Origin of the sequence: Janibacter hoylei PVAS-1, from assembly GCF_000297495.1 — a bacterium.
In the GTDB taxonomy this organism is placed as follows: Bacteria; Actinomycetota; Actinomycetes; order Actinomycetales; family Dermatophilaceae; genus Janibacter; species Janibacter hoylei.
Genome location: NZ_ALWX01000059.1, coordinates 1 through 25,062, shown reverse-complemented (window position 1 = coordinate 25,062; position 25,062 = coordinate 1). Strand labels below are relative to the sequence as shown.

Genomic DNA, 25,062 nt, shown 5'->3' with positions numbered 1-25,062 from the left:
TCAGACATCGTGCACCGGCCTCCCGTCCGGTCGCCACACGCCGGAGGTCCCCCGGCGGTGGCTGTCGAGCAGGTGGGTGTCGACGATGCCGACCGCCTCCATGAGCGCGAAGGCCGTCGTGGGGCCGACGAAGGCGAAGCCGCGCCGCTTGAGCTCCTTGGCCAGGGCCCGGGACTCGTCCGACGTCGTCGGGATCTCGGCGGCCGTCCGTGGCCTGGGCGTGCGGTCGGGACGGAAGGACCACACGAGGGCGGGCAACCCCCCTTCGTCACGAAGGGAGCGGGTCGCCCCCCGCGTTGCGGATCGTCGCCACGATCTTGGCCCGGTTGCGCACGATCCCGGCGTCGGCCATGAGGCGCTCGACGTCGGCGTCGCGGTACTCGGCGACGACGTCCGGGTCGAAACCGGCGAAGGCGGCCCGGAAGGCCTCGCGCTTGGCGAGGATCGTCGCCCAGGACAACCCCGACTGGAAGGCCTCGAGGCTCAGCCGCTCGAAGAGGCCGCGCTCGTCGCGCACGGGCATGCCCCACTCGGTGTCGTAGTAGTGCCTCAGCAGCTCGCCGTGGGCACCGTGTCCGTCCGCCCACGCCGGCCGCGCCAGCCCGTCCTCGCCCACCACCACGTCCATGCCGGCCATCGTGCCACCGGGGGACGACACGAGCCCCGCACCGAGATCGGTGCGGGGCTCGCGCTGCACTGCTGGTGGCAGGTGAAGGATTCGAACCTTCGTAGGGATAACCCGACGGATTTACAGTCCGTTTCCATTGGCCGCTCGGACAACCTGCCGTGTGCGTCTGGAAGGATAGCAAGCCGACCGCCCATCAACGCAATCCGGGCGCCCCCTCGGCGAAGGAGTCACCACCAGCATGGCCACGAGCAGCTTCGACATCGTCAGCAAGGTCGACCGCCAGGAGGTCGACAACGCGCTCAACCAGGCGGCCAAGGAGGTCTCCCAGCGCTACGACTTCAAGGGCGTCGGCGCCTCGATCGAGTGGAGCGGCGACAACGTGGTCATCAAGGCCAACAGCGCCGACCGCGTGCTCGCCGTCCTCGACGTCTTCGAGTCCAAGCTCGTGCGGCGCGGCGTCTCGCTGAAGAACATCGACTTCGGCGACAAGGAGCCGCAGGCCTCCGGCAAGGAGTACGTCCTGTCCGGCCCCACCAAGGAGGGCATCGACCAGGACAACGCGAAGAAGATCTCCAAGATCATCCGCGACGAGGGGCCGAAGGGGATCAAGCCCCAGATCCAGGGCGACGAGCTGCGGGTCACCGGCAAGTCCCGTGACGAGCTGCAGGAGGTCATCGCGCTGCTCAAGGGCAAGGACCTCGACGTGGCGCTGCAGTTCACCAACTACCGCTGAGCCTCTCTTCGCTCGGCACGCCGGGCAGCACGAGACGACCGGCCGCGACCCTCGGGTCACGGCCGGTCGTCTCGTCTGCGAGGTCAGACCGCCACGGGGGCGACGTCGTCCTCGGGGTCGCCGACGGGGTTGTCCGCGTCGTGCCGGCGCAGCAGGCGACCGAGCAGCGGCACGCACAGCAGCCCGATGCAGGTCGCGGCGATGAGCACCCACAGGCCGGACGACGGCGACCCGGTCGCCGTCTCGGCGAGGCCGAAGGCGTAGGGCCCGACGAAGCCACCGGTGAGGCCGATGGTGTTGACGAAGGCGAGACCGGCGGCCGCACCCACTCCCCCGAGCCGGGCCATGAGCACCGACCAGTAGAGCGGCTGGACCCCGACGATGAAGAGCATCGTCGCGCTGAGGATGATCATCCGAGCCACCGGCTGCTCGACGGCGACGAAGCACAGCGCCAGGACGATCGCCGCCACGGTCGTGATGCCGATCAGCCGCACCTCGCTGCCGGGGTTGCGCCGCAGGACGCGAGGCACGACGAGCACGCCGATGACCGCCCCGATGCCGACGACGCCGGAGATCAGCCCGATGAGGAAGGTGTCGGTGACGTCCATGGCCTGGACGATCGAGGGCACGAAGAAGATCACGCCGTAGGTCGCGATCTGGTTCATGAAGTAGATCGCCGCGACGGTCAGCAGGAAGGGCGTGGAGATCGCCTGGCGAACGATCGCGCCGGGGCTGCCGACGGGCTCCTCCGCGCCGACCGCGCGCCGGGTCAGCTCGGCGGCCTCGTCGCGCGTCAGCCAGCTCGCCCCGGCCGGCGAGTTGGGCAGGACGACGAAGATGATGACGCCGAGGAGCACCGTCGGGATGCCCTCGAGGACGAAGAGCCACTGCCACCCGTGCAGGCCGCCGACCCCGTCCATCTTCATCAGGGCGCCGCCGATCGGGTTGGCCACGATGAAGGCGACGGACGAGGCGGTGAGGATGAGCCCGACAGCGGTCGCGCGGTCCTTCTGCGCGAACCACGTCGTGATGAGGTACATGATCCCCGGGTAGAGACCCGCCTCCGCCGCACCGAGCAGCAGACGCAGGACGTAGAAGATGGCCGGGCTGGAGATGAACATCATCGCCATGGTGATCAGGCCCCAGGTGACGGCGATCCGGCCGATCCAGACCTTCGCGCCGATCTTGTGGAGGATCAGGTTGCTCGGCACCTCGAAGGCCGCGTAGGTGAGGAAGAACAGCCCGGCCCCGAGCCCGTAGGCCGCGGCGTCGATGCCGGCGTCGACCTCGAGCGAGGACTTCGCCAGCCCGACGTTGGTCCGGTCGACGAAGGCCATGAAGTAGGCCGCCATGAGCAGCGGGACCAACCGCACGAAGGCCTTGCGCGTGGCTCGCGCGTGCACCGCGTCCGACGCCGTTGTCGGTGATGTCATGTGAGCTCCTGTATCTGAAGGATGATTCAAGTTCATATTGAACTCGGATTCAGATCTGTGTCAAGGGTCACGTCGGTCAGCGGTCACCCGCGGGACGAAGGGGGTCAGGCCCTGGCCGCGACGACCTCGCCGGCCCGCTCGAGCAGCTCGCCCTTGCGGATCTTGCCGGTGTCCGTCAGCGGGAAGGCCGGCAGCACCTCGACGAAGGGCACCTTGTAGACCGCCATCCGGTCCCGTGCCCACTGCTCGACGTCGGCGCCGGTCACCTCACCGACCGTCGTCACGAAGGCCACGGGACGCTGGCCGCTCTCCGGGTCGGGCGCGGGGACGACGGCCACGGTGTCGATGGCCGGGTGGTCCACGAGGAGCGACTCGACCTCCGCCGGGAAGACGCTCATGCCGTTGACCTTGATCATGTCCTTGGCCCGGGCCAGGTAGTGCAGGCAGCCGTCGTCGTCGAGGTAGCCGGTGTCCCCCGTGTGCAGCCAGCCGTCGCGCAGCTGTCGCGCCGTCGCCTCGGGGTTGCGCCAGTAGCCGGTCGTGATCGAGGGGCTGCGCAGGATGATCTCGCCCGGCTCCCCGAGCGGCATCGGCTCGGCGGTCACGGGGTCGACGACGAGGACGTCGGTGCCGGGGACGGGCAGCCCGCAGAAGACGGGCGTCGTCGTCAGGTCGTGGTCATCGGCCTGGAAGCCGTGCGGCACGACGTCGATGGTGTGGCTCTCGGTGAGTCCGTAGGACCCCTCGCGCAGCACCGAGTGCCCACCGACGACCTCCGCCCACCGGCGGCGCACCTCCGGCGTGAGCTTGCGGATGAAGGACATCGCCATCGGCGAGGTGAAGCTCGACAGGTCACGATCGGCGATGTCGGGCAGGTCGAGGATCGCCAGGTAGCTCTCGACCGTCGCCGCGGTCGTCGTCACGCCGTGGCGCTCCACGAGGTCGACGACCGTCGCCGCGTCCCACCGCGAGAGCAGGACGCTCGTGCCACCCATGACGAGCGGGATGAGGATGCCCAGGTCCTCACCGGCGATCCAGAAGACGGGGACGAAGCACAACGAGACGACCTCACGCCCCAGACCATTGGCCCCCGCCCCGCTCAGCGCCGTGTAGACCATGTGCCGCTGGGAGTGCTCGCATCCCTTGGGCAGGCCGGTCGTGCCGCCGGTGTAGTTGAGCGCGGCGAGCGCATCGAGGTCGCGGGCCGGCTCGGGCAGCGGGTCCGCCGTGAGGGCGTCGACCCAGGCCACGACCTCGACCCCCGCCTGCCGAAGGGAGGAGACCTCACCTCCCACGACGACGACCGTGGCCACCCCGGCCTCGGCCGCGGCCGGCAGGAGTCGCTCGGCGAGCGTCACGTGGGTGACGACGACGCTCGCCCCGCTGTCGGCGAGCTCGTGGACGAGCTCGGCGTGCTGGAACATCGCGTTGACGGGCACGTGGACGCACCCGGCGCGCAACGTGCCGAGGAAGGCGAGGACGAACTGCGTGGAGTTGCCCAGGTGCACGCCGACGCGCTCGCCGGGGGCCACCCCCTTCGCCCGGAGCCACCCGGCCCAGCACGCGTGCTGCGCGGCGACGTCGGCGTAGGTGAGCACCTCCTCCCCCATGACCACCGCATGGTGGTCCGGCTGCTCGACCGCCCACCGGTCGACGTACTCCGGGACGGTCAGCTCCCCGAAGGGGTGGGCGACCTCGCGGGGCGTGTCGGCGGGACGCACCCGCTCCTGCCGCGCGCGGACGTCTGCGAGGTGCTGCGTGTACTCCATCAGGCACTCCTTGGCTCACCAGGTGTCGACGTACCCCCGTGGCACGTCGGTGTGGTCGACCTCGCCCAGGGCCGTGGTGATCCACTGCCGGGTGTCGACCGGGTCGATGACGTCGTCGAGCTCGACGACGGCTGCGGCGTTGACCGCGCGCCCGCGCTCGTACATCTGCGCGAGCAGCTGCGCCTCGAGCTCCGCCCGCTCCGTGGGGTCGGCGACCGCCTCGAGCTCGCGACGGAAGCCCAGCCGCACGGCGCCTTCCAGCCCCATGCCGCCGACCTCGCCGGTCGGCCAGGCGAGCGTCGCGGCCGGCCGGTGGAAGCCGCCAGCCGCCATCGCCTGCGCACCGAGGCCGTAGGCCTTGCGCAGGACGACGGTGACGACCGGTACCCGCAGGTGCGCCCCGATGACGAAGAGCCGCGCGAAGTGCCGCACCGTCGCGGTGCGCTCGTGGTCCGGGCCGACCATGAATCCCGGGGTGTCGCAGAGCGACACGACCGGAAGCCCGTGCGCGTCGCAGAGCTGGAGGAAGCGCGCGAGCTTGTCGGCCGCGGGGCTGTCGATGGCGCCGCCGAGGTGTCGCGGGTTGTTGGCGACGAGACCCATCGGGCGCCCCTCGATGCGCACGAGCGCGGTGATGACGCCCGGGGCGAAGCCGGCCCGCAGCTCGAGGACCGAGCCCTCGTCGGCGAGGGTGTCGATCGCCCGGCGCACGTCGTAGGCCCGCACCCTGCTCTCCGGCACGACGTGACGGAGGTGGCGCTGGTCGGGGGCGCTCCACTCCTCGCGACGACCCTGGAAGTAGCCGAGGTAGCGCTGCGCCACGGCGACCGCCTCGGCCTCGTCGTCGACGACGACGTCGACGACACCGTTGCCGCCCTGGACCTCGATCGGGCCGACCTCCTCGGGGGCGAAGACGCCGAGGCCGCCCCCTTCGATCATCGCGGGGCCGCCCATGCCGATCGTCGAGTCACGGGTGGCGATGATGACGTCGCAGCAGCCCAGCAGGGCGGCGTTGCCGGCGAAGCAGCGCCCGGCGGCGATGCCGATGGTCGGCACGAGCCCGCTGAGCCGGCCCATCGTCGCGAAGGTCGGCACGTCGAGCCCGCTGGCGACGGTGGTGTCGGTGTCTCCGGGGCGACCGCCACCCCCTTCGGCGAAGAGGACGACGGGCAGCCGCTGCTGCTCGGCGATCTCGAGCATCCGGTCGGTCTTCTTGTGGTTGAGGTAGCCCTGCGTGCCGGCGAGGACCGTGTAGTCGTAGGCGAGCACCGCCACCCGCGGGCTCGTCCCCGGCGCCGTCGTCACCCGCCCGATGCCGGTGACGATGCCGTCGGCCGGGGTGGTCGCGACGAGCTCCTCCTCCGTGCGGCGCGCCCGCTGGGCGGCGACCGCCAGCCCGCCGTACTCGACGAGGCTGCCCTCGTCGAGCAGGTCGGCGAGGTTGTCCCTCGCGGTCCGCTGACCGCGCGCGTGGCGCCTGGCGACCGCCTCGGGGCGGGCCGCGTCGAGCCGCCGCTCCTGCCGCTCGCGCAGGCGGGTCAGGTCGGCCCGCTCTGCGTCGAGGTCGGGTCCCTCGTCGACGGCCGCGGCCTCTTCCCCCACGGACGACGGGAGCAGCCGCACGAGCAGGTCCCCGGCAGCCGTGGTGGCCCCCCGGCCGGGACCGCACCTCCGTCACCGTCCCGGGGGCCGGTGCGGTGACGACGTGCTCCATCTTCATCGCCTCGACGACGAGCAGGGGTGCGCCGAGGGCGACCTCGTCACCGGCCCCGACGAGGACCTCGAGGACGGTGCCGGTCATCTCGGCGCGCACCTCGCCCGGGGCCGTGTCGTCCGCCGACCCCCCGGCGTCGACCGTCGCCAGCACCCCTGAGGACTCGATCCACCCCGTCGTCACCTGCCAGCGTGCGAGGTCGTCGTGGGCGAGCAGCTCGCGCAGCAGGGGCAGGGTCGTCTCGACCCCGTCGATCGAGCACTCGAGCGCGGCCCGGCGCGCCTTGTCGAGCGCGCCGGCGAGACCGCCGTGGCTGTGGGTGACGACCTTGGCGACGAGGGAGTCGAAGGCCCCGTCGACCCGGGCGCCCTCGACGAGATGGGTGTCGACCCGCACCCCCGGGCCGCTCGGCCAGGTCAGGCCGGTCGCCACCCCGTGCGCGGGCAGGAGCGCGCCGTCGGAGCCGACCCGCTCGGCCGTGACGCGCAGCTCGACCGCAGACCCTCGCACGGCGGGTGGGTCGGCCAGGCCGAGGTCGCCGAGGGTGCGGCCGGTGGCGAGCGCGAGCTGGGTGAGGACGAGGTCGACCCCCGTGACCAGCTCCGTCACGGGGTGCTCGACCTGCAGGCGCGGGTTGACCTCGATGAACCACCAGCGGGTCGGGTCGTCGGCGTCGAGGAGGAACTCCACGGTCGCCAGCCCGCGGTACCCACGACCGACGAGCAGCCGCACGGCGGCCTCGTGCAGGGCCGCGCGCACGTCGTCGGGCAGGTCCGGTGCGGGCGCGACCTCGACGACCTTCTGGAAGCGGCGCTGGAGGGTGCAGTCGCGCTCGCCGAGGTGGGTGACTCCCCCTTCGCCGTCGGCCGCGACCTGCACCTCGACGTGGCGCGCGCGCTCGACGTAGAGCTCGGCGAAGAGGTCACCGGAGCCGAAGCTGCGCTCGGCCTCGGATCGCGCCCGCTCGACGGCGGGGGCCACCGGCTCACCCGCCGGCACCGCGCGCATGCCCCGGCCGCCGCCACCGGCCGCGGCCTTGATCATCACGCCGCCGGGCAGCTGCGCCCGCGCGAAGTCCTCGACCTCGGCGACGCTCGCCCCGACGTCGGTGGCCGGCAGGACCGGCACGCCGGCCTCCTGCGCGGCCGCACGCGCCCGCCCCTTGTCGCCGAAGAGCTCGAGCAGCCCGGCGTCGGGGCCGACGAAGGTCACGTCGGCGTCCGCGCAGGCCCGCGCCAGCTCCGGTGACTCGCTGAGGAAGCCGTAGCCGGGGTGGAGCAGGGTGCAGCCGTGCTCCCGGGCACCGGCGACGAGGGCCGCGGCGTCGAGGTAGGCCGCCGGGCCCTCGCCGGGGAGCACGTGGACGCCGCTCGCCAGACGCGCGGCGAGGCCGTCGGCCTCGGCACGCGTCACCGCGACGACCGCCTCCAGCCCGGCCTCCCGGGCCGCCCGCACGATGCGGACGGCGATCTCACCGCGGTTGGCGACGAAGACGCCCATGGTCTCTCCCTTCGGCTCAGAAGATCTCGAAGAGGCCGGCCGCGCCCATGCCGCCCCCGACGCACATCGTCACGACGCCGTAGCGGGCTCCGCGCCGCTTGCCCTCGATGAGGACGTGGCCGGCCATGCGGGCGCCGGACATGCCGTAGGGGTGGCCGATGGAGATCGCGCCGCCGTTGACGTTGTACTTCTCGGGGTCGATGCCGAGGGTGTCGCGGCAGTAGAGCGCCTGGACGGCGAAGGCCTCGTTGAGCTCCCACAGGCCGATGTCGTCGACGGTCAGGCCGTGCTGCTTCAGCAGCTTCGGCACGGCGAAGACCGGGCCGATGCCCATCTCGTCGGGCTCGCAGCCGGCGACGGCCATCCCGCGGAAGGCGCCGAGCGGGGTCAGGCCGCGACGGGAGGCCTCCTCGGCCTCCATGACGACGGCGGCGGACGCGCCGTCGGACAGCTGCGAGGCATTGCCGGCGGTGACGGACAAGCCCTCGGTGCCGTCCTTCGCGAGGACCGGGCTGAGCTTGCTCAGGTCCGCCAGCTGGGTGCCGGGGCGGTTGCCCTCGTCCTTGGTCAGGGTCACCTGCTGCGAGCCGACCTCGCCGGTCGCCTTGTCCTTGGTGAGCATCGTCGAGGGCAGCGGGACGATCTCGTCGTCGAAGGCGCCGGCCTCCTGCGCCGCAGCGGTGCGGCGCTGCGACTCCAGGGCGTACTCGTCCTGCGCCTCGCGGCTGATGCCGTAGCGGCGGGCGACGACCTCGGCGGTCTCGAGCATCGACATGTACGTCGCCGGCACGTGCTCGACGAGCCACGGGTCCTGGGCGCGGTAGGTGTTCATGTGCTCGTTCTGCACGAGCGAGATCGAGTCGACACCGCCGCCGACGGCGACCTGTTGGCCGTCGAGGATGACCTGCTTGGCGGCGGTCGCGATGGCCATGAGGCCACTGGCGCACTGCCGGTCGACGGACATGCCGGCCACGCTCACGGGCAGGCCGGCCCGCAGGGCGGCCTGACGACCGATGTTCATCGCGGTCGAGCCCTGCTGGAGGGCGGCGCCGATGACGACGTCCTCGATCTGCTCGCCCTCGACGCCGGCGCGCTCGACGGCGTGCCGCACGGCATGGCCGATGAGCTCCTGGGCCTGGGTGTCGTTGAAGGCGCCGCGGTAGGCACGGCCGATCGGGGTACGGGCGGTGGAGACGATGACGGCTTCGCGCATGGTCACTCCTGGTCTGTGGGTCGGGTCGAAGGGGGTGGGTCGAGTCTGTCGGTCAGCTCACCGGCAGGTCCACGAGGGCCGCGAGGTCGCTGCGGTGTCGGTCGGGAGTCCCGAGGGCCAGTCGGTCGGCGGCAGCCCGCTTGAGCCGGGTGTGCACGGGCGCCTCCCACGTCATGCCGATGCCGCCGTGCAGTTGCAGGGCCTCCTCGGTCGCGCGGACCGCGGCGTCGGAGCAGTAGGCCGCGGCCGTCGCGGTCGCGATCTGCGCCTCCGGGCCGTGCGGGTCGTCGGCGAGCACGCCGGCGGCCTGACGCGCCGCGGCCTGCGTGCCGACGAGCAGCAGGTAGAGGTCGGCCAGGCGGTGCTTGATCGCCTGGAAGGAGCCGATCGGCCGGGCGAACTGCACCCGGGTCTTCGCGTACTCCACCGTCGTCTCGAGGGACCACTGGGCCAGGCCGAGCTGCTCGGAGGCGAGCAGGGCGGCGCCGGCCGCCAGACCCGCGTCGACCGCGGCACGCGCCGCGTCGCCGGTGGCGATCTCGCTGCCCTGCCCCGTGACCGTCACCCGGGCGAGCGGTCGGGTCATGTCGAGCGAGGTGATCGGCTCGAGCTCGACGTCGTCCCGGCCGAGGGCACGAAGGGAGGTCTCGCCCCCGTCGTCGGTCACGGGCACGAGGAAGAGGTCGGCGGTCAGCGCTCCGGCGACCGGGGCGACGACGCCGTCGACCGGCGACCACGCGCCGCGCCGCGCGGTCCACGGCAGGGCGAGGGTCGCGACGACCTCGCCCGAGGCCAGCCGCGGCAGGTGGGTCTCGTCGCCGGCCGACAGCAGCGTGGTCGTCGCGACGACGGCACTCGTGAGGAAGGGCGTGGGCGCGACCGCCCGGCCGAGCTCCTCGAGCACGACGGCGGCCTCGCGGGCGCTCGCGCCGACCCCGCCGAGCGACTCCGGCACGAGCAGGCCGGCGACGCCGAGCTGCTCGGCGAGGGTGCGCCACAGAGCGCTGACGTCGGTGTCCGGCTCGTCGGCCAGGCGGGCCGGCAGTCCCTCGTCGAGGGAGCGCTGGAGGGTCGAGCGGACGCTGCCGCGCAGCGACTCCTCGACGTCGGTGTAGAGCAGGTCGGTCATCGCGGCACGTCCTTGAAGGCGATGCCCTTGTCAGGGCGGTGGTCCGGGGGCAGGCCGAGCACCCGCTCGGCGATGACATTGCGCATGATCTCGCTCGTGCCCCCTTCGATCGAGTTGCCCTTGGCGCGCAGGTAGCGGTAGCCGGGGCCGTGGCCGAGGAAGGAGCCGCCCTCGGGGCGGACCATGGTCCAGTCGTGGTACTCGAGCCCCTCCTCGGGCGCGAGCTCGAGGGCGAAGGCGCTCACCTGCTGCGCCTGGTGGGCGAAGGCGAGCTTCATCGCCGAGCTCTCCGGCCCGGGCTGCCCGGCCTCCAGGCCCTGGCGCAGCCGCTCGCCCGCGAGCCGGGTCACCTCGGTCTCGACCCACCACCGCATGAGGTCGGCGTGGGTACCGGGGGTGCGCACCGCGGGGTCCTCCCGCCAGCGCTGCGTCACCAGACCGATCTGGCCGGCCTCGCGCTCGCTGCCGGCACCGATGGCCACCCGCTCGTTGTTGAGGGTCGTCGTCGCGACGCGCCAGCCCTCGCCGACCTTGCCGACGCGGTGTGTGTCGGGCACCCGCACCCCGGAGAGGAAGACCTCGTTGAACTCCGCCTCGCCGGTGATCTGGCGCAGGGGGCGAACCTCGACGCCCGGGTCGGTCATGTCGACGAGGAAGTAGGTCATGCCGGCGTGCTTGGGCACCGAGGTGTCCGTGCGGGCCAGCAGGATCGCGAAGTCGGCGTTGTGGGCCCCGGAGGTCCACACCTTCTGCCCGTCGACGACCCACTCGTCACCGTCGGGCACCGCGCGCGTGGCGACCCCGGCGAGGTCGGACCCGGCGCCCGGCTCGCTGAAGAGCTGGCACCAGATCTCCTCGCACGCGAAGAGGGGCCGCAGGTAGCGCTCCTGCAGCTCCTGCGTACCGAAGGCGAGGATCGTCGGGGCCGCCATGCCGAGGCCGATGCTGTTGCGCCCGACGTCGGGGCGCGGGGCACCGGCCGCGTCGAGCAGGGCGTCGACCTCGAGCTGCCGGCCGCGCGCCAGGCCCAGTCCACCGCGCCCCTGCGGGAAGTGGACCCACGCCAGGCCGGCGTCGAACTGTGCACCGAGGAAGTCGGCGGGAGCCGTCGTCTGCGGGTCGTGGCTCGCGAGGAGCTCCTCGACCCGTCGCTGCAGGTCAGTCACGGGCGCTCCTCCTGCGGATCTCGTGACGGGCCAGCGCGTTCTTGTGCACCTCGTCGGGGCCGTCGGCGAAGCGCAGCGTGCGCACCTGCGCGTACCACTCCGCGACGGGGAAGTCCTGGCTCAGGCCGCCGGCGCCGTGCACCTGCACCGCCTTGTCGACGATCCACTCCACGGTGGCCGGGGCGGCGATCTTGATCGCCTGGATCTCGGTGTGCGCCCCCTTGTTGCCCACGGTGTCCATGAGCCAGGCGGCCTTGAGGGTCAGCAGGCGCAGCTGCTCGATGCGCACCCGGGACTCGGCGATCCAGTCCCGGATGACGCCCTGGTCCGACAGCGGCTTGCCGAAGGCGACCCGGCTCGCGGCACGGTCGATCATCAGCTCGAGCGAGCGCTCGGCGATGCCGGTGAGGCGCATGCAGTGGTGGATGCGGCCGGGGCCGAGGCGGGCCTGGGCGATGGCGAAGCCCGCGCCCTCCTCGCCGATGAGGTTGCTCGCCGGGACGCGCACGTCGGTGAAGTCGATCTCGGCGTGACCGCCGTGGTCGCGGTCGTCGTAGCCGAGGACCTTCATGCCGCGACGCACCTCGACCCCGGGGGTGTCCCGCGGCACGAGGATCATCGACTGCTGCCGGTGGCGGTCCGCCGACGGGTCGGTCTTGCCCATGAGGATGAAGACCTTGGCATTGGGGTTCATCGCGCCGGAGATGTACCACTTGCGACCGTTGATGACGTACTCGTCACCGTCGCGCACGATCGAGGTCTCGATGTTGGTCGCGTCCGAGCTGGCCACGCGCGGCTCGGTCATGGCGAAGGCCGAGCGGATCTCGCCGGCGAGCAGCGGGGTGAGCCACTGCTCCTGCTGCTCGGGGGTGCCGAACATGTGCAGCACCTCCATGTTGCCGGTGTCCGGTGCGGCGCAGTTGGTCGCCACCGGTGCGATGTGCAGGCTGCGACCGAGCACCTCGCACAGCGGCGCGTACTGGAGGTTGGTCAGGCCGGCGCCGTCCTCACCGGGGAGGAAGAGGTTCCACAGCCCCTGGCTGCGGGCGGCCTCCTTCGCCGGCTCGATGATCGGCGGTGGCGCCCACACGTCGGGCGCGGCGTCGAGCTGCTCCTGGTAGGTCGCCTCGATGGGGTAGACGTGCTCGTCCATGAAGGCGGTGAGCTGCTCGCGCAGCTCGAGGGTCCGGGCGTCCAGCGCGAAGTCCACGGGTCGCTCCCTTCGTCAGGTGGTGGGTGTGGCGGCCCGGGCGGGCCGCTCGCCGGAGGTGGCGATGGTCGGTCGGTCGAGGGCCCGCTTGAGGATCTTGCCCGTGGCCCCCTTGGGCAGCTCCTCGACGAGCTGGTAGATCCGGGGGACCTTGTAGGCCGCCAGGCGCTCCTCGAGCCAGGAGCGCAGGGCGGCCGGCTCGATGTGGGCACCGGGCTGCGGGGTGACGACGGCGGCGATCTCCTCGCCGAGCCGCTCGTCGGGCACGCCGATGACGGCGGCCTCGCGGATGTCGGGGTGGCCGTAGAGGACCTCCTCGACCTCGCGGGGGTAGACGTTGTAGCCGCCGCGGATCACGAGGTCCTTCTTGCGGTCGACGATCCACAGGTCGCCGTCCTCGTCCATCCGGCCGATGTCGCCGGTGAGGAACCACTCCCCCTCGAAGACCGCGGCGGTCGCGTCGGGGCGCTGCCAGTAACCGCTCATGACGTAGGGGCCGGCGATGGCCACCTCGCCGGTCTCGCCGGGCGGCAGCTGGTTGCGGTCCTCGTCGAAGATCGCGAGCGCACCGCCGGGCAGGGCCCGGCCGACGCTCATCTCCTTGCGCGGGAGGTCGGCCCGGTTGAAGGTCGCGGCACCCGCGGTCTCACTCAGGCCGTAGCCGTCGAGGACGACCGCGCCGAAGCGCTCGCGGAAGGCCTTGGCCACCTCGAGCGGCAGCGCCGCGCCTCCCGAGCACGCCAGGCGAAGGGAGGTCAGGTCCTGCGGGGCGACGTCGGTGTCCGCGTGGAGCATCGCATTCCACATCGTCGGGACCCCGGCGACGGCGGTGAGCTGCTCGTCGGCGGCCATGCGCAGCAGGCCCGCCGGGTCGAAGGGCCGCTGCAGCGACAGGCAGCCACCGGCGGTGTAGACGGTGAACATCACCGACGACTGGCCGAAGACGTGGAAGAGCGGCAGGGCCGTGCCCATGCTCTCCCGCGGCCCGAGGTCGAGCGCCTCGGCGAGCGAGGCACCGCAGCCGAGCAGGTTGCCGTGCGTGAGGATCGCGCCCTTGGGGGCGCCCGTCGTGCCCGAGGTGTAGAGCAGCACGGCCGGGTCGTCGGTGGCGACGGAGGCCGGATCGGGCGACCCCTCGGGCTGCGGGACGCACCCCGGCTCGAGGACCCAGGTCGCGAGACCGCCCTCCTGCGCGGTCGCGGTGAGCGCCTGCGACCCCTCGTGCCAGCCGATCGCGAAGGTGCAGCCGGCGTCCTGGACGAAGTGGGTCAGCTCGCGCTGGGTGCACAGCGGGTTGACCGTCACCGCGGTCGCCCCGAGGGCGAGGACGGCGTGGTAGGTGAGGACGAACTCGGCACTCGTCGGGACGACGAGCAGGACCCGGTCACCGGGGCGCACGCCCCGACGGGTCAGCTCCTCCATCGCGCCGCGGATGCCGGTGCGCAGCTGCGCGAAGGTCCACGAGCGCTCGCCCTCGCGCAGGGCGGGGGCGTCCGGCGTCGTGTCGGCCCAGCGCCACATCAGCTCGGCGGTGCCGCTCATCGCGTGCTCTCCCTCAGGTGGCGCTGGTAGCGCTGCATGCCGCCGATCCACCGGTCGTGGTCGTCGACCTTGCGCCGGAGGAACTCGCGCACGTCCTCGTGCGGGGTGATGAGGAAGCGGCCCTCGGCGACGGCGGCGAGCACCTGGTCGGCAACGTCGCGCGGAGTGAGCACCTCGCCGGCGCCGGTGACCGCGGCCGCGGCGACCCGGCCGCCTGCGTCGTCGCCGGAGGTCATGCCGCTGCGCAGCATGTCGGTGTCGACACCCATCGGGCACAGGCAGCTGACCCCGACGCCGTCGTCGCCGTAGGTCACGGCGAGCCACTCGGCGAAGGCGACGGCACCGTGCTTGGAGACGGAGTAGGTCGCCGAGCCGATCTGCGTGAGCAGCCCTGCGGCAGAGGCGGTCGAGACGAAGTAGCCGGCGCCGCGCTCCACCCAGCCGGGCACGAGCTGACGGGCGGCGCGCACGTGCGCGAGGAGGTTGATGTCGAGCGCGGCCTGCCACTGCGCGTCGCTGGCCGAGAGGCCGAGGCCGTCGCCGATGCCGGCATTGGCGAAGAAGAGGTCGACCGGGCCGTGGGCCTGCTCGGCGGCGGCGATCATCGCGGCGATGACCTCGTCGCTCGAGGCGTCGCCGGGGACGGCGACCGCGTCGAGACGCTCGGCCGTCGCGACCACGCGCGCCTCGTCGAGGTCGGAGACGATGACGTGCGCACCCGCGTCGACGAGGGCCTGGGCGATGGCGGCACCGATGCCGCCGGCGGCGCCGGTGACGACCGCGACCTTGTCCTGGACCTGCATCGGAGCGCCCATCAGTCGCACGGCCCGCCGGCGACGTAGAGGACCTGACCGGTGGTGAAGCCGGCCCCCTCGCTCGCGAAGAAGGACACCGCGTGGGCGATGTCGGCCGGGGTGCCCGTGCGGGCGACGGGTACGGCAGCGCTCGCCTGCGCCTTGAGGTCCTCGAAGGAGATCCCGATGCGCTCGGCCGTCTCGGCGGTCATCTCGGTCTCGATGAAGCCCGGCGCGATGGCATTGGCCGTCACGCCGAACCTGCCGAGCTCGATGGCCAGGGTCTTGGTGAAGCCCTGCATGCCGGCCTTGGCGGCCGAGTAGTTGACCTGGCCGCGGTTGCCCTGGGCGGAGGTCGAGGAGAGGTTGACGATGCGGCCGTACCGCTTGGCCGTCATGTGGGTCTGGCAGGCGCGCGTCATGAGGAAGGCCCCGCGCAGGTGCACCGCCATGACCGCGTCCCAGTCGGCGACCGACATCTTGAAGATCAGGTTGTCGCGGATGATGCCGGCGTTGTTGACCAGGACAGTCGGCGGGCCCAGTTCGTCGACGATGCGCTGCACCGCGGCGGCCACCTGCTCCTCGTCGGAGACGTCGGCCCCGACGGCCAGGGCACGACCCCCGGGCGGCGGTGATCTCCTCGACGAGGGGCCCGCAGGCCGACTCGTCGAGGTCGAGGACGGCGACGGCCATCCCGTCGGCGGCCAGACGGCGGGCGACGCCCGCGCCGATGCCCCTGGCCGCGCCCGTGACGACGGCGACGCGCTGCTGGTCTGTGGTCATGTGAGAGCTCCTGTGGTCTCGACTGCCTGATGACCTCGACGCTACTTGAAGCCGGGTTCAAGTTCAACTAGGTTCGAGGGACCAGATCGTGACCGAAGGAGCTCACCGTGACCCAGACCGCGCAGCACCGCCCCACCTCCGTGCAGGACCTCAAGGACCTCGTCGGTACCCGGCTCGGCCCGACCGAGTGGCACGTCGTCGACCAGGCGAAGATCGACGCCTTCGCCGACCTCACCGGCGACCACCAGTGGATCCACGTCGACCCGCAGCGGGCGGCCGACTCCCCCTTCGGCTCGACGATCGCGCACGGGCTCTACAGCCTCTCGCGCACGCCGGCCTTCCTGGAGGAGCTCATGGCCTTCGACGGCTTCGCGCACAGCCTCAACTACGGCTACGACAAGGTGCGCTTCATCCACCCGCTGCCGGTGGACTCGCGCATCCGCCTCGTCGCCGAGCTGACATCGGTCGAGGAGACCGGCCCGGGGGCGGTCAAGGTCGTCACGACCCTCACCGTCGAGGCCGAGGGCATCGACAAGCCGATCCTCGTCGCGGAGTCGATCGGCCGCTTCAGCGCCTGACCCCGATGGCCCCGCACGTCGGGGCCGGCCAGGGCAGTGCCGCGTGGGCCGCCACGAGCTCGTCGATCCGCTCGGCGATCGTGGGGGGCCCACGCGCACGCCCGGCGGGTCGTCAGGTCGACGTGCGCCTCGAGGACCTCGAGCAAATTGGCCACCTGCCCGGTCGTGCGGTCGACGACGAAGGAGATCGCGTGCATGACCTTGTCGCCACGCGCCACCCAGCGCAGGTGCACGCTCACCTCGTGGCCGACGTGCACCTCGCCGAGGAAGCGCAGGTGCTGCTCGACGCTGAAGATGCTCCAGCCGGTCTCGGCCCGGTAGGCGTCGTCGACCCCGAGCGCCGTGAGCGCCGCCTCGGCGCCGCGCAGGTGCAGGTCGTAGTAGCGGGCGACGTTGACGTGGCCGTTGACGTCCTCCCACTCCGGCGGGGCCGTCTCGACGATCACCGCCGGGAGGGCGAGGACCTCCTGGATCGAAGGGGGCGGCGCCGCGGTCGTCATGGGAGCAGCAGCACCTTGCCGGTGACCTGCCGGGTCTCGAGCGAGCCGATCGCCGCAGCCGCCTCCTCGAGCGGGTAGGTCGTGCCGAGCACCGGGTCGAGGGCGCCGCTGCGCAGGTGTGGGAGCATCGCCTCCCACTCGGTGCCGATGTGCCCGGGGCGAGGCATCGCGTAGGCGCCCCAGCCGACCCCGACGACGCTGATGTTGTTGAGCAGCAGCCGGTTGACCTTGACCTGCGGGATGTCGCCGGCGGTGAAGCCGATGACGAGCAGGCGACCGTGCTCGCGCAGCGCACGCAGCGAGTCGGTGAAGCGCTCGCCACCCACGGGGTCGACGACGACGTCGACGCTCGCCTTGCCCACGGCGTCGAGGAAGCCGTCGGCGAGGACGACCTCGTCGGCACCTGCGGCCCGGGCGATCTCCCCCTTCGCCTCGGTGGAGACGACACCGATGACCCTGCCGGCACCGAAGGCCTTGGCCATCTGGATCGCGGCGGTGCCGATGCCACCGGCGGCGCCGTGCACGAGGACGGTCTCGCCCTCGGCGAGGTGACCGCGCTCGAGCAGCGCGAAGTAGACGGTCGCGTAGTTGAAGGTGAAGGCGGCACCCGCCTCGAAGCCGACCTCGTCGGGCAGGCGGAAGGTCAGGTCCGGGCTCGCCTGGGCGACCTCGGCGAAGCCCCCGAGCATCGTCAGGGCCGCGACCCGGTCACCGGCGGCGAAGCCGCTGCCCTCGGGCGCGGCCGTGACGACCCCGGCCACCTCTGCCCCCGGGACGAAGGGGAGGTCCGGCTTCATCTGGTAGAGCCCGCGGGTCTGGAGCAGCTCGGGGAAGGCCACGCCGGCGGCCTTGACCTCGATCGTCACCTGGCGCGGGTCCGCCGGTGCGGGGACGTCGACGAGCTCGACGGCCTCGGGGCCGTCGAGGGAGGAGATGTGGATGGCGCGCATGTGGGGCCCTTTCAGATCGCGAGGAGGAGCTTGCCGGTGTTGACCCCGTCGAAGAGGCCGAGGAGTGCGTCGGGGAAGGCGGGGACGCCGCCCTCGAGGATCGTCTCGGTCGCCACGAAGCGACCGTCGCCGATGAGCTCGCTGATCCCGGCGATCGCCTCGCCGTAGCGGTCCTCGTAGTCCATGACGACGAAGCCCTGCATGCTCGCGCGGAAAACCAGCAGGGCCATGTAGCGCCGCGGCCCCTCGGCGAGGGTCTCGTCGTTGTAGGTCGAGATGGCGCCGCAGATGGCGATGCGCGCGCCGTGCGCGAGATTGGCCAGCGCGGCGTCGAGCAGCTCGCCGCCGACGTTGTCGAAGTAGACGTCGACACCGTCGGGAGCGGCCCGGCGCACCTGACGCAGCAGGTCACCCTCGCGCCGGTCGATGACTTCGTCGAGGCCGAGGTCGCGCAGCCAGGCGACCTTGTCCGGGCCGCCGGCGACGCCGATGACCCGGCACCCCTTGGCCTTGGCCAGCTGGGCGACGGTGGATCCCACAGCGCCGGCCGCGGCCGAGACGAGGACGGTGTCACCGGGCTGGGCCCGGCCGACGTCCTCGAGCCCGAACCACGCGGTCATGCCGGGCATCCCGAGCGCGCCGAGCCAGGTGCTCATCGGGGCGACGTCGAGGTCGAGGCGGGCGACCCCCTTCCCGTCCGAGATCGCGTACTCACGCACCCCGAAGGTGCCGCTCACGACGTCACCGACGGCGAAGTCGTCGTGCTGGGACGCGACGACGGTGCCGGCGCCGAAGGCGCGCATGACGGCGCCGATCTGCACCGGCGGCAGGTAGGAGCGCACGTCGTTGAGCCAGCCGCGCATCGCCGGGTCGAGCGAGATCTGCTGCAGCTGGACGAGGAACTCCCCCGGCCCCGGCTCGGCGACCTCGGTCGTGGCGAGCTCCCAGGTGCTCGCGTCGGGGCGGCCCTGTGGGCGGGCGGCGAGACGGATCTCCTGCGAGGTCCGGGACATGTGAGCTCCTGTGGTCGACGTGCCGGTGCGGCGCCAGCCTGTCACAATATGAATCCGGCTTCAACTACTGTTGAACCCTGATTCAGGTCACGCTACGGTCGAGGGGACACCCCCCCTTCGAGCGTCAGGACTGACATGGACCTCACCGCACTCTTCTCCCTCGAGGGCCGCGTCGCCCTCGTCACCGGCGGCAGCCGCGGCATCGGCCGGATGATCACCGAGGGACTGCTGGCGCAGGGCGCCACGGTCTACATCACCGCCCGCAAGGAGGAGGCCTGCCGGGCCACCGCGGCCGACCTGTCGCAGCAGTACGGCGAAGGGCGCTGCGTCGCCCTGCCCAGCGACGTCTCGACGACCGCCGGGATCGCTGCGCTGCTCGACGCCTTCCGCGAGCACGAGGACCACCTCGACGTCCTCGTCAACAACGCCGGCGCGGCGTGGGGAGCGGGCTTCGAGGAGTTCCCCGAGAGCGGCTGGGACAAGGTCATGGACCTCAACGTCAAGGCGCCCTTCTTCCTCACCCAGGCGGCCAAGGCGCTGCTGCTCGCCGGCCGCGAGCGCAGCGGTCGCCTCGCCAAGGTCATCAACATCGCCTCGATCGACGGGCTCTCGCTCAACCCGCTGGAGACCTACAGCTACCACGCGAGCAAGGCGGGGGTCGTGCACCTGACGAAGCGCCTGGCGGTCCGGCTCGCACCCGAGGGCATCATCGTCTCGGCGATCGCGCCGGGCGCCTTCGCGTCGTCGATGAACAAGGAGGCCCGTGACGAGGAGGAGGCGACCGCCGCCCAGATCCCCTCGGGCCGGATCGGGCGTGACGAGGACATGGCCGCCGCGGCGGTCTACCTCGCCTCCGACGCCGGCGACTACGTCGTGGGCAGCACGCTCACCGTCGACGGCGGGGTCAACATCGCCCGATGAGGGCGGGCGGGTCCTGCGCGTCAGTCGGCGCGCAGGACCGGCTGGGTCAGGCCGAGCGCATTGGTCCACAGCCGGGTCGCGGTCGTGACGACGTCGTCGACCGTCTCGGGGCCACCGATGACGAAGACGTCGTAGGCCAGGCGGGCCACCATGCCCGACAGGGCCATCGCCGCGAGCTCCGGGTCGACGTCACGGTCGGCGAGGCCGCGCTCCTGCAGGTCGCGGATGGCGCGCGAGTTGCGGGCGACGAAGGCCTCGCTGCGCGCCCGACGCAGCTCGCGGAAACGGGGATCGACGGCAGCGACCTGCTGGAGCAGGACGTTGAGCTTGGCATTGCGCCGGAAGGCCTCGAAGTAGGCCCGGTTGCTCGCGGCGATGATCGCAATCGGGTCGTCCGTGGTCTCGATGCGCCCCGTGCCCGGGTGGAGCATGTCGCTCTGCGCCTCGTGCAGCACGGCCGCGAGGACCTCGTCCTTGTTGTCGAACCACGTGTAGAAGCTGCCGATCGAGCACTTCGCCTCGGCGGCGATGTCGACGAGACGCGAGTCGACGTAGCCGTCCCGCTCGAAGACCGTGCGTGCGGCCGCGATGAGCGCATCACGGGTCCGCTTACCCCGGGCGGTCTGGGGCAGGGACCCCAGCCGCTCGACGTCGACGAGGTCGGGGACCTCATGGGTGGCGGTGTCGCGCTCGCTGGGCATGGCGGACACCCTAGTCCGCCGAGCCGTCCAGGACGGTGTGCGCGAAGTGGACGAGCTGGTCGACCGCCTCGGCCGGGATCGCGCCGAGCGCCGTGAGGTTGCGCGGGTCGTCCTGCTGCCGGCGGCGCACCCCCTCGAGGATGATCGCGAGCTTCCACAGCCCGAGCGCGTGCCAGAAGGGCACGGCGGAGACGTCACGGCCGGTCGCCCGTGCGTAGCGGTCGACGAGCTCGGCCCGGGTGGCGAAGCCCGGGGTCGTCGACGCGTCGAAGCGCATCGTCGGCGGGTCGCCGGCCATGGGCCAGTAGGCGAGCAGCGTGCCGAGGTCGGCGAGCGGGTCGCCCAGCGTGCACAGCTCCCAGTCGAGGATCGCGCGCACCCGGGCGGTCTGCGGGTCGATGATGACATTGCGCAGGTGGCTGTCGCCGTGGACGAGGACGACCTCGTGGGCTCCCGGGTCGAGGGCGACGAGTCGCTCGGAGAGCCGCTCGAGCTCGGGCACGTCGCGGGTGCGGGAGAGCTCCCACTGCCCGGCCCAGCGCCGCAGCTGGCGGGCCGCGTAGGGCTTGTGGCTGGCCAGGTCCGCCAGGCCGACGCCCTCGAGGTCGACGGCGTGGATGCGGGCGAGGGTGTCCACGAGTTCCAGGCCGGTCGCGTGGCGCGCGTCCGGGCCGAGCCGCTCGGCGTCCTCGCGCCCGTCGAGGACCGCTCCCTCGACGAAGGAGACCGCGAGGAGCGGCACGTCGGTGACGGCCGGGTCCTCGCACAGCCCGTACACGACGGGCACCGGCACGTCCGTGCCCTGGAGCGCGGAGAGGATCCGGTGCTCGCGCGCCACGTCGTGGGCCGAGGCGAGCAGCTCGCCGAGCGGTGGCCGGCGCAGCACGACGCGGGCCCCGCGGGCGTCCGTGGCGAGGTAGGTGAGGTTGGACTGCCCGAGCCCGACCCGGGCGTAGTCCACCGGCTCCTCGATGCCGATGCCCAGGCCGGCCAGCCACCGGGTCGTCGCCCCGGTGTCGAGCCCCTCCGTCACGTCATTTCGATCGCTCATGCCTCATCCTCGCCGTCAGCCCTGGTCCTTGCCCCACTGGGGGCTGCGACGACGGTACTCCCGTCGTGCGATGGTCATCTTGTGCACCTCGTCCGGACCGTCGGCGAGGCGAAGGGTGCGCATGTGGGCGTACCACTGGGCGAGCGGGAAGTCGTCGCTCACGCCGCCACCGCCGTGGATCTGGATGGCCCGGTCGAGCACCTTGAGCGCGACGGCGGGCGCGGCGACCTTGATGGCGGCGATCTCGGTGCGCGCCACCTTGTTGCCCACCGTGTCCATCATGTGCGCGGCCTTGAGCGTCAGCAGCCGGGCCATCTCGATCTCGATGCGCGACTCGGCGACCCAGTCCATGACATTGGCCCGGTTGGCCACCGGCTCGCCGAAGGTCACCCGCGACTGGGCGCGGTCGATCATCAGGTCGAGGGCCCGCTCGGCGACCCCGATGGCGCGCATGCAGTGGTGGATCCGGCCGGGCCCGAGGCGGGCCTGGCTGATCATGAAGCCGTCACCCTCGCCGGCGAGCAGGGCCTCGCGGGGCACGCGCACGTCGGTGAAGGTCACCTCGGCGTGCCCCTCGCGGTCCATGTAGCCGAAGACGGGCAGGCCGCGCTCGATGCGCACCCCCGGGGTGTCGATCGGCACGACCATCATCGACTGCTGGCGGTGGGTGGGGGCCGACGGGTCGGTCTTGCCCATGACGATGAGGACCTTGCAGTTCTGGTGCAGGGCGTTGGAGGTCCACCACTTGCGGCCGTTGATGACGTACTCGTCGCCGTCGCGGACCATCGACGTCTCGACATTGGTCGCGTCCGAGCTGGCGACGGCCGGCTCCGTCATGGCAAAGGCGGAGGCCATCTCGCCCGCGAGCAGGGGCCCCAGGTAGCGCTCCTTGTGCTCGTCGGTGCCGAAGAGCGTGAGCACCTCCATGTTGCCGGTGTCGGGCGCATTGCAGTTGATGGCCTCGGGGGCGATCTCGATGCTGCGGCCGGTGATCTCGGCGATGTGGGCGTACTCGAGGTTCGTCAGACCGGGCCCCCACTCGGGGTGCGGGTGGAAGAGGTTCCACAGGCCCTGCCGACGGGCCTCGGCCTTGAGGTCCTCGAGGACCTGCGGGTGGTGGTTGGCGTCGCCGGAGGCGCGCATCTGCTCGCGGTAGACGCTCTCGGCCGGGTAGACGTGCTCGTCCATGAAGGCGAGCATCCGGTCGCGGTAGTCCTGGCCGCGTTCGCTGAGGTCGAGCATCGTGGGGTCCTTTGGTCGGGGTCGTGGTGGTCGAAGGGAGATCAGGCCGGGGTCGGCCTCGGCAGGACGAGCACCTCGCGGACGGCGCGGACGGTGTCGGCAGCGGTGCGGTGGTGGATGCCGCGGATGCCCAGGCGGGCCGCGCCGACGAGGTTGTGCTCGAGGTCGTCGACCATGACGCACTGCTCGGGCGCGAGGCCGAGGCGGTCGGCGGCGATGGCGTAGATGCGTCGCGAGGGCTTGCGCACGCCGACCTGCCCGGAGATCACGGTGACGTCGAAGAGCTCGTCGAGGTCGACCCGTGCGTAGCAGTCGCGGCCCAGCGAGTTGGAGACGAGCGCGACGGGCACGCCGGCCGCGCGGACCTCGCGGACGAGGTCGACCATCGGCTCGTCGAGGTCGAGGTGGTGCGCGAGCCGGGCGAGCAGTCCGCGAGCCTCGACCCGGCCACCGACCTCGGCGATCGCTGCCGCGAAGGCGTCCTCGAAGCCCTCGTCGTCCAGCCGCCCGACCTCGTGCTCGCCGAGCGCGGTCCGGGCACCCTCGTGCGTCGCGAGGAGGCGCAGGGCGGTGCGCGGGTCGAGGCCGGACTCGACGGAGAGGGCGCCGAAGGCGCGCTCGAGCGGGACGGTGAGCACTCCCCCGAAGTCGACGAGCAGCGCTGCGGCAGCGGGCTGCCGGCGCTGGGTCGTCGGCGACGTCGTCGTCATCGTGCGCTCCTGGGGTCGATCGGCTCTGGTCGACCGATGTCCCTCACAGGTATACTTGAACTCGGATTCAGATACAAGCCTGACGAGGAGCCGAGATCACCACCACGACCGCCCCGTATCGCAGCGCCACGGCGACCGCGATCGCGGTGCTCTTCGGCATCACCGGCCTGGGAAGCGCCGCCGTCGCGGTCGCGCTGCCCACGCTCGCCGAGGACCTCGAGGTCAGCACCGGCCGCGCCGCCCTCGTCGTCAGCTGCTACTCGCTCGCCCTCGCCGTCGGCAGCGCGGTCTGCGGGCGCCTGGGCGACCTGCTCGGCATCCGCCTGCCCCTGCTCGTCGGCCTCGCGATCATGGTCACGGCGGCCAGCGCCGGGGCACTCGTCGACTCGCTCCCGGCCCTCGTCGTGACGCGCACGCTGCAGGGGCTGGGCGCCTCGGCGGCGCCGGCCCTCACCCTCGCCGCGGTCCAGGCCCTCTTCGCCGGCGACGCCCGGGCGCGTGCCCTCGCGACCTATGCCGGCATCGGCGGCACGGTCAACGCGCTCGGCCCGGTCATCGGGTCGGCGCTCGTCGACCCCTTCGGCTGGCGCCCGGTCGTGGCCATCCCCGTCGCCACCCTCGCCCTCGCCCCCTTCGTCTGGCGGGTACTGCCCTCCGACCGGCAGGCCGGCGCCACCCTGGACCCCGTGGGGACCCTCCTCGTCGCGCTCGCCGCGCTCGGCGCGGTGCTCTCGCTCCAGGCCGCGACACTCGGGCCGCCCGTCGCGCTCGTCGGCCTCGCGCTGCTCGTGCTCGCGACGCCGACGGCCGTGCTGCGATCCCGCCGGGTCCCCACCGGGATCGTGCCGGCCGCGCTGCTGCGCAGCGACGCCGCGGTGCGCTCCCTGCTCACCGCGGCCAGCCTGTCGTCCGCGTGGTTCGGGATGCTCGTCGCGGTGCCGACGAGCTTCGCCGGGCGCGGGTGGACCGGCGTGCAGGTCGGCCTGCTCCTCGTGCCGGCTGCGGTTTTGGGCGTCGTCGCCCCGCGCATCACCGGCCCGCTCCTCATCCGGCTCGGCGCCGTCCGCAGCCAGCTCGTCGCGACGACGGGCGTCACCGCCGCGGTCCTGCTGGCCGCGCTCGGCACCGCTGCCGGGCAGCCCGCGCTCGTCGTCGCCGCGACGCTCGCGCTCATGCTCTCCTTCGGCCTCGGGCAGCCGGCGATGACCACGCTCGTCGCCGACTCCGTCCCGCGGGTGACGCGCGGCGGCGCGCTCGGCCTGCTGACGCTGTGCTTCCTGCTCGGCGGCAGCCTCGGCGCGGCGGCCGTCGGCGGCCTCGGCGACGCCCTCGGCTGGCCACGCGCCCTCGCCCTGCTCGCCGCCCTCCCGGCGATCGGCGCGCTCGCCTTCGCCCGCCCCCTTCGTCCGAACCCGATCCTCGACACCCAGGAGCATGCATGACCACCGACCACGTCCTCGACGACCTCACCGACGGCATCCTGACGATCACGCTCAACCGGCCCGACCGCCGCAATGCGATGTCACCGGAGATGATCGAGCGTCTCGGCGACCTCCTCGAGCGGGCCGACACCGACCCGGCCGTGCGGGTCGTCGTCCTCACCGGCGCCGGACGCGCCTTCTGCTCCGGCGGCGACGTGCAGCAGTTCGACGCGGACGGCGGCGAAGGGGGCGGCGCCAGCGAGGTCGACCCGGCCGCGGTCGCCGAGCAGCTGCGCCACCAGGAGCGCACCGTGGGGCGCCTCCACGCCCTGCGCGTCCCGGTCGTCGCCGCCCTGCCGGG

Annotated in this window: 20 protein-coding genes, 1 tRNA gene and 4 pseudogenes; 5 read left to right on the top strand and 20 right to left on the bottom strand. The window is 72.5% G+C overall.

The features are described 5' to 3' along the window. Positions 1-637: pseudogene (locus tag B277_RS12280) on the bottom strand (DNA-3-methyladenine glycosylase I). Positions 638-700: 63 nt separating this feature from the next. Next, a tRNA-Tyr gene (locus B277_RS12275) sits at positions 701-786 on the bottom strand. A gap of 80 nt (positions 787-866) precedes the next feature. Between B277_RS12275 and B277_RS12270 the strand changes: the two genes are divergently transcribed. After that, the gene (locus tag B277_RS12270; RefSeq protein WP_007928706.1) at positions 867-1,361 is read left to right on the top strand and encodes a YajQ family cyclic di-GMP-binding protein; all 495 of its coding nucleotides are present in this window, start codon (positions 867-869) and stop codon (positions 1,359-1,361) included. An 83-nt stretch (positions 1,362-1,444) separates the two neighbouring features. Here B277_RS12270 and B277_RS12265 read toward each other — a convergent pair whose 3' ends face one another. The 11 genes and pseudogenes from B277_RS12265 to B277_RS12220 all read right to left on the bottom strand — a co-directional run bounded on the left by B277_RS12265 (position 1,445) and on the right by B277_RS12220 (position 15,614). Next, entirely contained in the window at positions 1,445-2,794 is a 1,350-nt protein-coding gene (locus B277_RS12265; protein ID WP_051988042.1) for an MFS transporter, read from the bottom strand. A 104-nt stretch (positions 2,795-2,898) separates the two neighbouring features. Further along, the gene (locus B277_RS12260) at positions 2,899-4,563 is read right to left on the bottom strand and encodes an AMP-binding protein (protein ID WP_007928702.1); all 1,665 of its coding nucleotides are present in this window, start codon (positions 4,561-4,563) and stop codon (positions 2,899-2,901) included. 15 nt (positions 4,564-4,578) lie between these two features. Next, positions 4,579-6,165: an acyl-CoA carboxylase subunit beta gene (locus tag B277_RS19160; protein WP_238539401.1), complete on the bottom strand. Its 1,587-nt coding sequence runs from the start codon at positions 6,163-6,165 to the stop codon at positions 4,579-4,581. Between the two features lie 118 nt (positions 6,166-6,283). Then, positions 6,284-7,777 (bottom strand): annotated as a pseudogene (locus B277_RS12255) (ATP-binding protein); the annotation flags it as partial. A 16-nt stretch (positions 7,778-7,793) separates the two neighbouring features. After that, positions 7,794-8,990 carry an acetyl-CoA C-acyltransferase gene (locus tag B277_RS12250; RefSeq protein WP_007928697.1) on the bottom strand — a complete coding sequence of 399 codons (1,197 nt, stop codon included), beginning with the start codon at positions 8,988-8,990 and terminating at the stop codon, positions 7,794-7,796. Between the two features lie 52 nt (positions 8,991-9,042). Next, the gene (locus B277_RS12245) at positions 9,043-10,119 is read right to left on the bottom strand and encodes an acyl-CoA dehydrogenase family protein (protein ID WP_007928695.1); all 1,077 of its coding nucleotides are present in this window, start codon (positions 10,117-10,119) and stop codon (positions 9,043-9,045) included. Further along, positions 10,116-11,285: an acyl-CoA dehydrogenase family protein gene (locus tag B277_RS12240; RefSeq protein ID WP_007928693.1), complete on the bottom strand. Its 1,170-nt coding sequence runs from the start codon at positions 11,283-11,285 to the stop codon at positions 10,116-10,118. Before B277_RS12240 ends, B277_RS12245 begins: the two co-directional genes overlap by 4 nt. Continuing rightward, complete coding sequence (locus tag B277_RS12235) at positions 11,278-12,495, bottom strand: acyl-CoA dehydrogenase family protein (protein WP_007928691.1); 1,218 nt, start codon at positions 12,493-12,495, stop codon at positions 11,278-11,280. The genes B277_RS12240 and B277_RS12235 overlap by 8 nt, the downstream gene beginning before the upstream one ends. 15 nt (positions 12,496-12,510) lie before the next feature. After that, positions 12,511-14,037, bottom strand: a complete 1,527-nt coding sequence (locus B277_RS12230; RefSeq protein WP_007928689.1) for a class I adenylate-forming enzyme family protein — start codon at positions 14,035-14,037, stop codon at positions 12,511-12,513. Further along, positions 14,034-14,852, bottom strand: coding sequence for an SDR family oxidoreductase (locus tag B277_RS12225; protein WP_238148187.1), 819 nt, complete (start codon positions 14,850-14,852; stop codon positions 14,034-14,036). The genes B277_RS12230 and B277_RS12225 overlap by 4 nt, the downstream gene beginning before the upstream one ends. Then, a pseudogene (locus B277_RS12220) lies at positions 14,852-15,614 on the bottom strand (SDR family oxidoreductase). The gene B277_RS12225 and the pseudogene B277_RS12220 overlap by 1 nt, the downstream one beginning before the upstream one ends. A gap of 107 nt (positions 15,615-15,721) precedes the next feature. Here B277_RS12220 and B277_RS12215 point away from each other — a divergent pair. Then, positions 15,722-16,192, top strand: coding sequence for a MaoC family dehydratase (locus tag B277_RS12215; RefSeq protein ID WP_007928679.1), 471 nt, complete (start codon positions 15,722-15,724; stop codon positions 16,190-16,192). 95 nt (positions 16,193-16,287) lie between these two features. Here B277_RS12215 and B277_RS19155 read toward each other — a convergent pair. The 3 genes and pseudogenes from B277_RS19155 to B277_RS12205 form a co-directional block, all read right to left on the bottom strand. Continuing rightward, a pseudogene (locus tag B277_RS19155) lies at positions 16,288-16,692 on the bottom strand (thioesterase family protein); the annotation flags it as partial. Beyond that, entirely contained in the window at positions 16,689-17,642 is a 954-nt protein-coding gene (locus tag B277_RS12210; RefSeq protein ID WP_007928677.1) for an NADPH:quinone oxidoreductase family protein, read from the bottom strand. The gene B277_RS12210 and the pseudogene B277_RS19155, both read right to left, overlap by 4 nt. Positions 17,643-17,653: 11 nt before the next feature. Next, positions 17,654-18,655 (bottom strand): NADP-dependent oxidoreductase, encoded by a 1,002-nt coding sequence (locus B277_RS12205; RefSeq protein WP_007928676.1) that lies wholly within the window; start codon positions 18,653-18,655, stop codon positions 17,654-17,656. A gap of 135 nt (positions 18,656-18,790) precedes the next feature. Here B277_RS12205 and B277_RS12200 point away from each other — a divergent pair, with 135 nt between their 5' ends. Then, positions 18,791-19,576 (top strand): SDR family oxidoreductase, encoded by a 786-nt coding sequence (locus tag B277_RS12200; RefSeq protein ID WP_007928675.1) that lies wholly within the window; start codon positions 18,791-18,793, stop codon positions 19,574-19,576. A gap of 20 nt (positions 19,577-19,596) precedes the next feature. Here the strand turns inward: B277_RS12200 and B277_RS12195 are convergent, their stop codons facing one another. From B277_RS12195 to B277_RS12180, 4 genes are read right to left on the bottom strand one after another with little or no spacing between them, the layout of a single operon-like run. Next, positions 19,597-20,277: a TetR/AcrR family transcriptional regulator gene (locus tag B277_RS12195; protein WP_040881489.1), complete on the bottom strand. Its 681-nt coding sequence runs from the start codon at positions 20,275-20,277 to the stop codon at positions 19,597-19,599. A gap of 10 nt (positions 20,278-20,287) precedes the next feature. Continuing rightward, positions 20,288-21,328, bottom strand: coding sequence for a phosphotransferase family protein (locus B277_RS12190; protein WP_040881478.1), 1,041 nt, complete (start codon positions 21,326-21,328; stop codon positions 20,288-20,290). Between the two features lie 15 nt (positions 21,329-21,343). After that, positions 21,344-22,570: an acyl-CoA dehydrogenase family protein gene (locus tag B277_RS12185; RefSeq protein WP_007928672.1), complete on the bottom strand. Its 1,227-nt coding sequence runs from the start codon at positions 22,568-22,570 to the stop codon at positions 21,344-21,346. A 41-nt stretch (positions 22,571-22,611) separates the two neighbouring features. Next, on the bottom strand, positions 22,612-23,280 hold the full coding sequence (locus B277_RS12180) for an HAD family hydrolase (protein WP_007928671.1): 669 nt from the start codon (positions 23,278-23,280) through the stop codon (positions 22,612-22,614). Between the two features lie 146 nt (positions 23,281-23,426). On the opposite strand from B277_RS12180, the gene B277_RS12175 reads away from it, so the two are divergent. After that, complete coding sequence (locus B277_RS12175; protein ID WP_007928669.1) at positions 23,427-24,722, top strand: MFS transporter; 1,296 nt, start codon at positions 23,427-23,429, stop codon at positions 24,720-24,722. Beyond that, a partial coding sequence (locus B277_RS12170) for an enoyl-CoA hydratase-related protein (RefSeq protein ID WP_007928665.1) occupies positions 24,719-25,062 on the top strand: 344 nt, incomplete at its 3' end. The genes B277_RS12175 and B277_RS12170, both read left to right, overlap by 4 nt.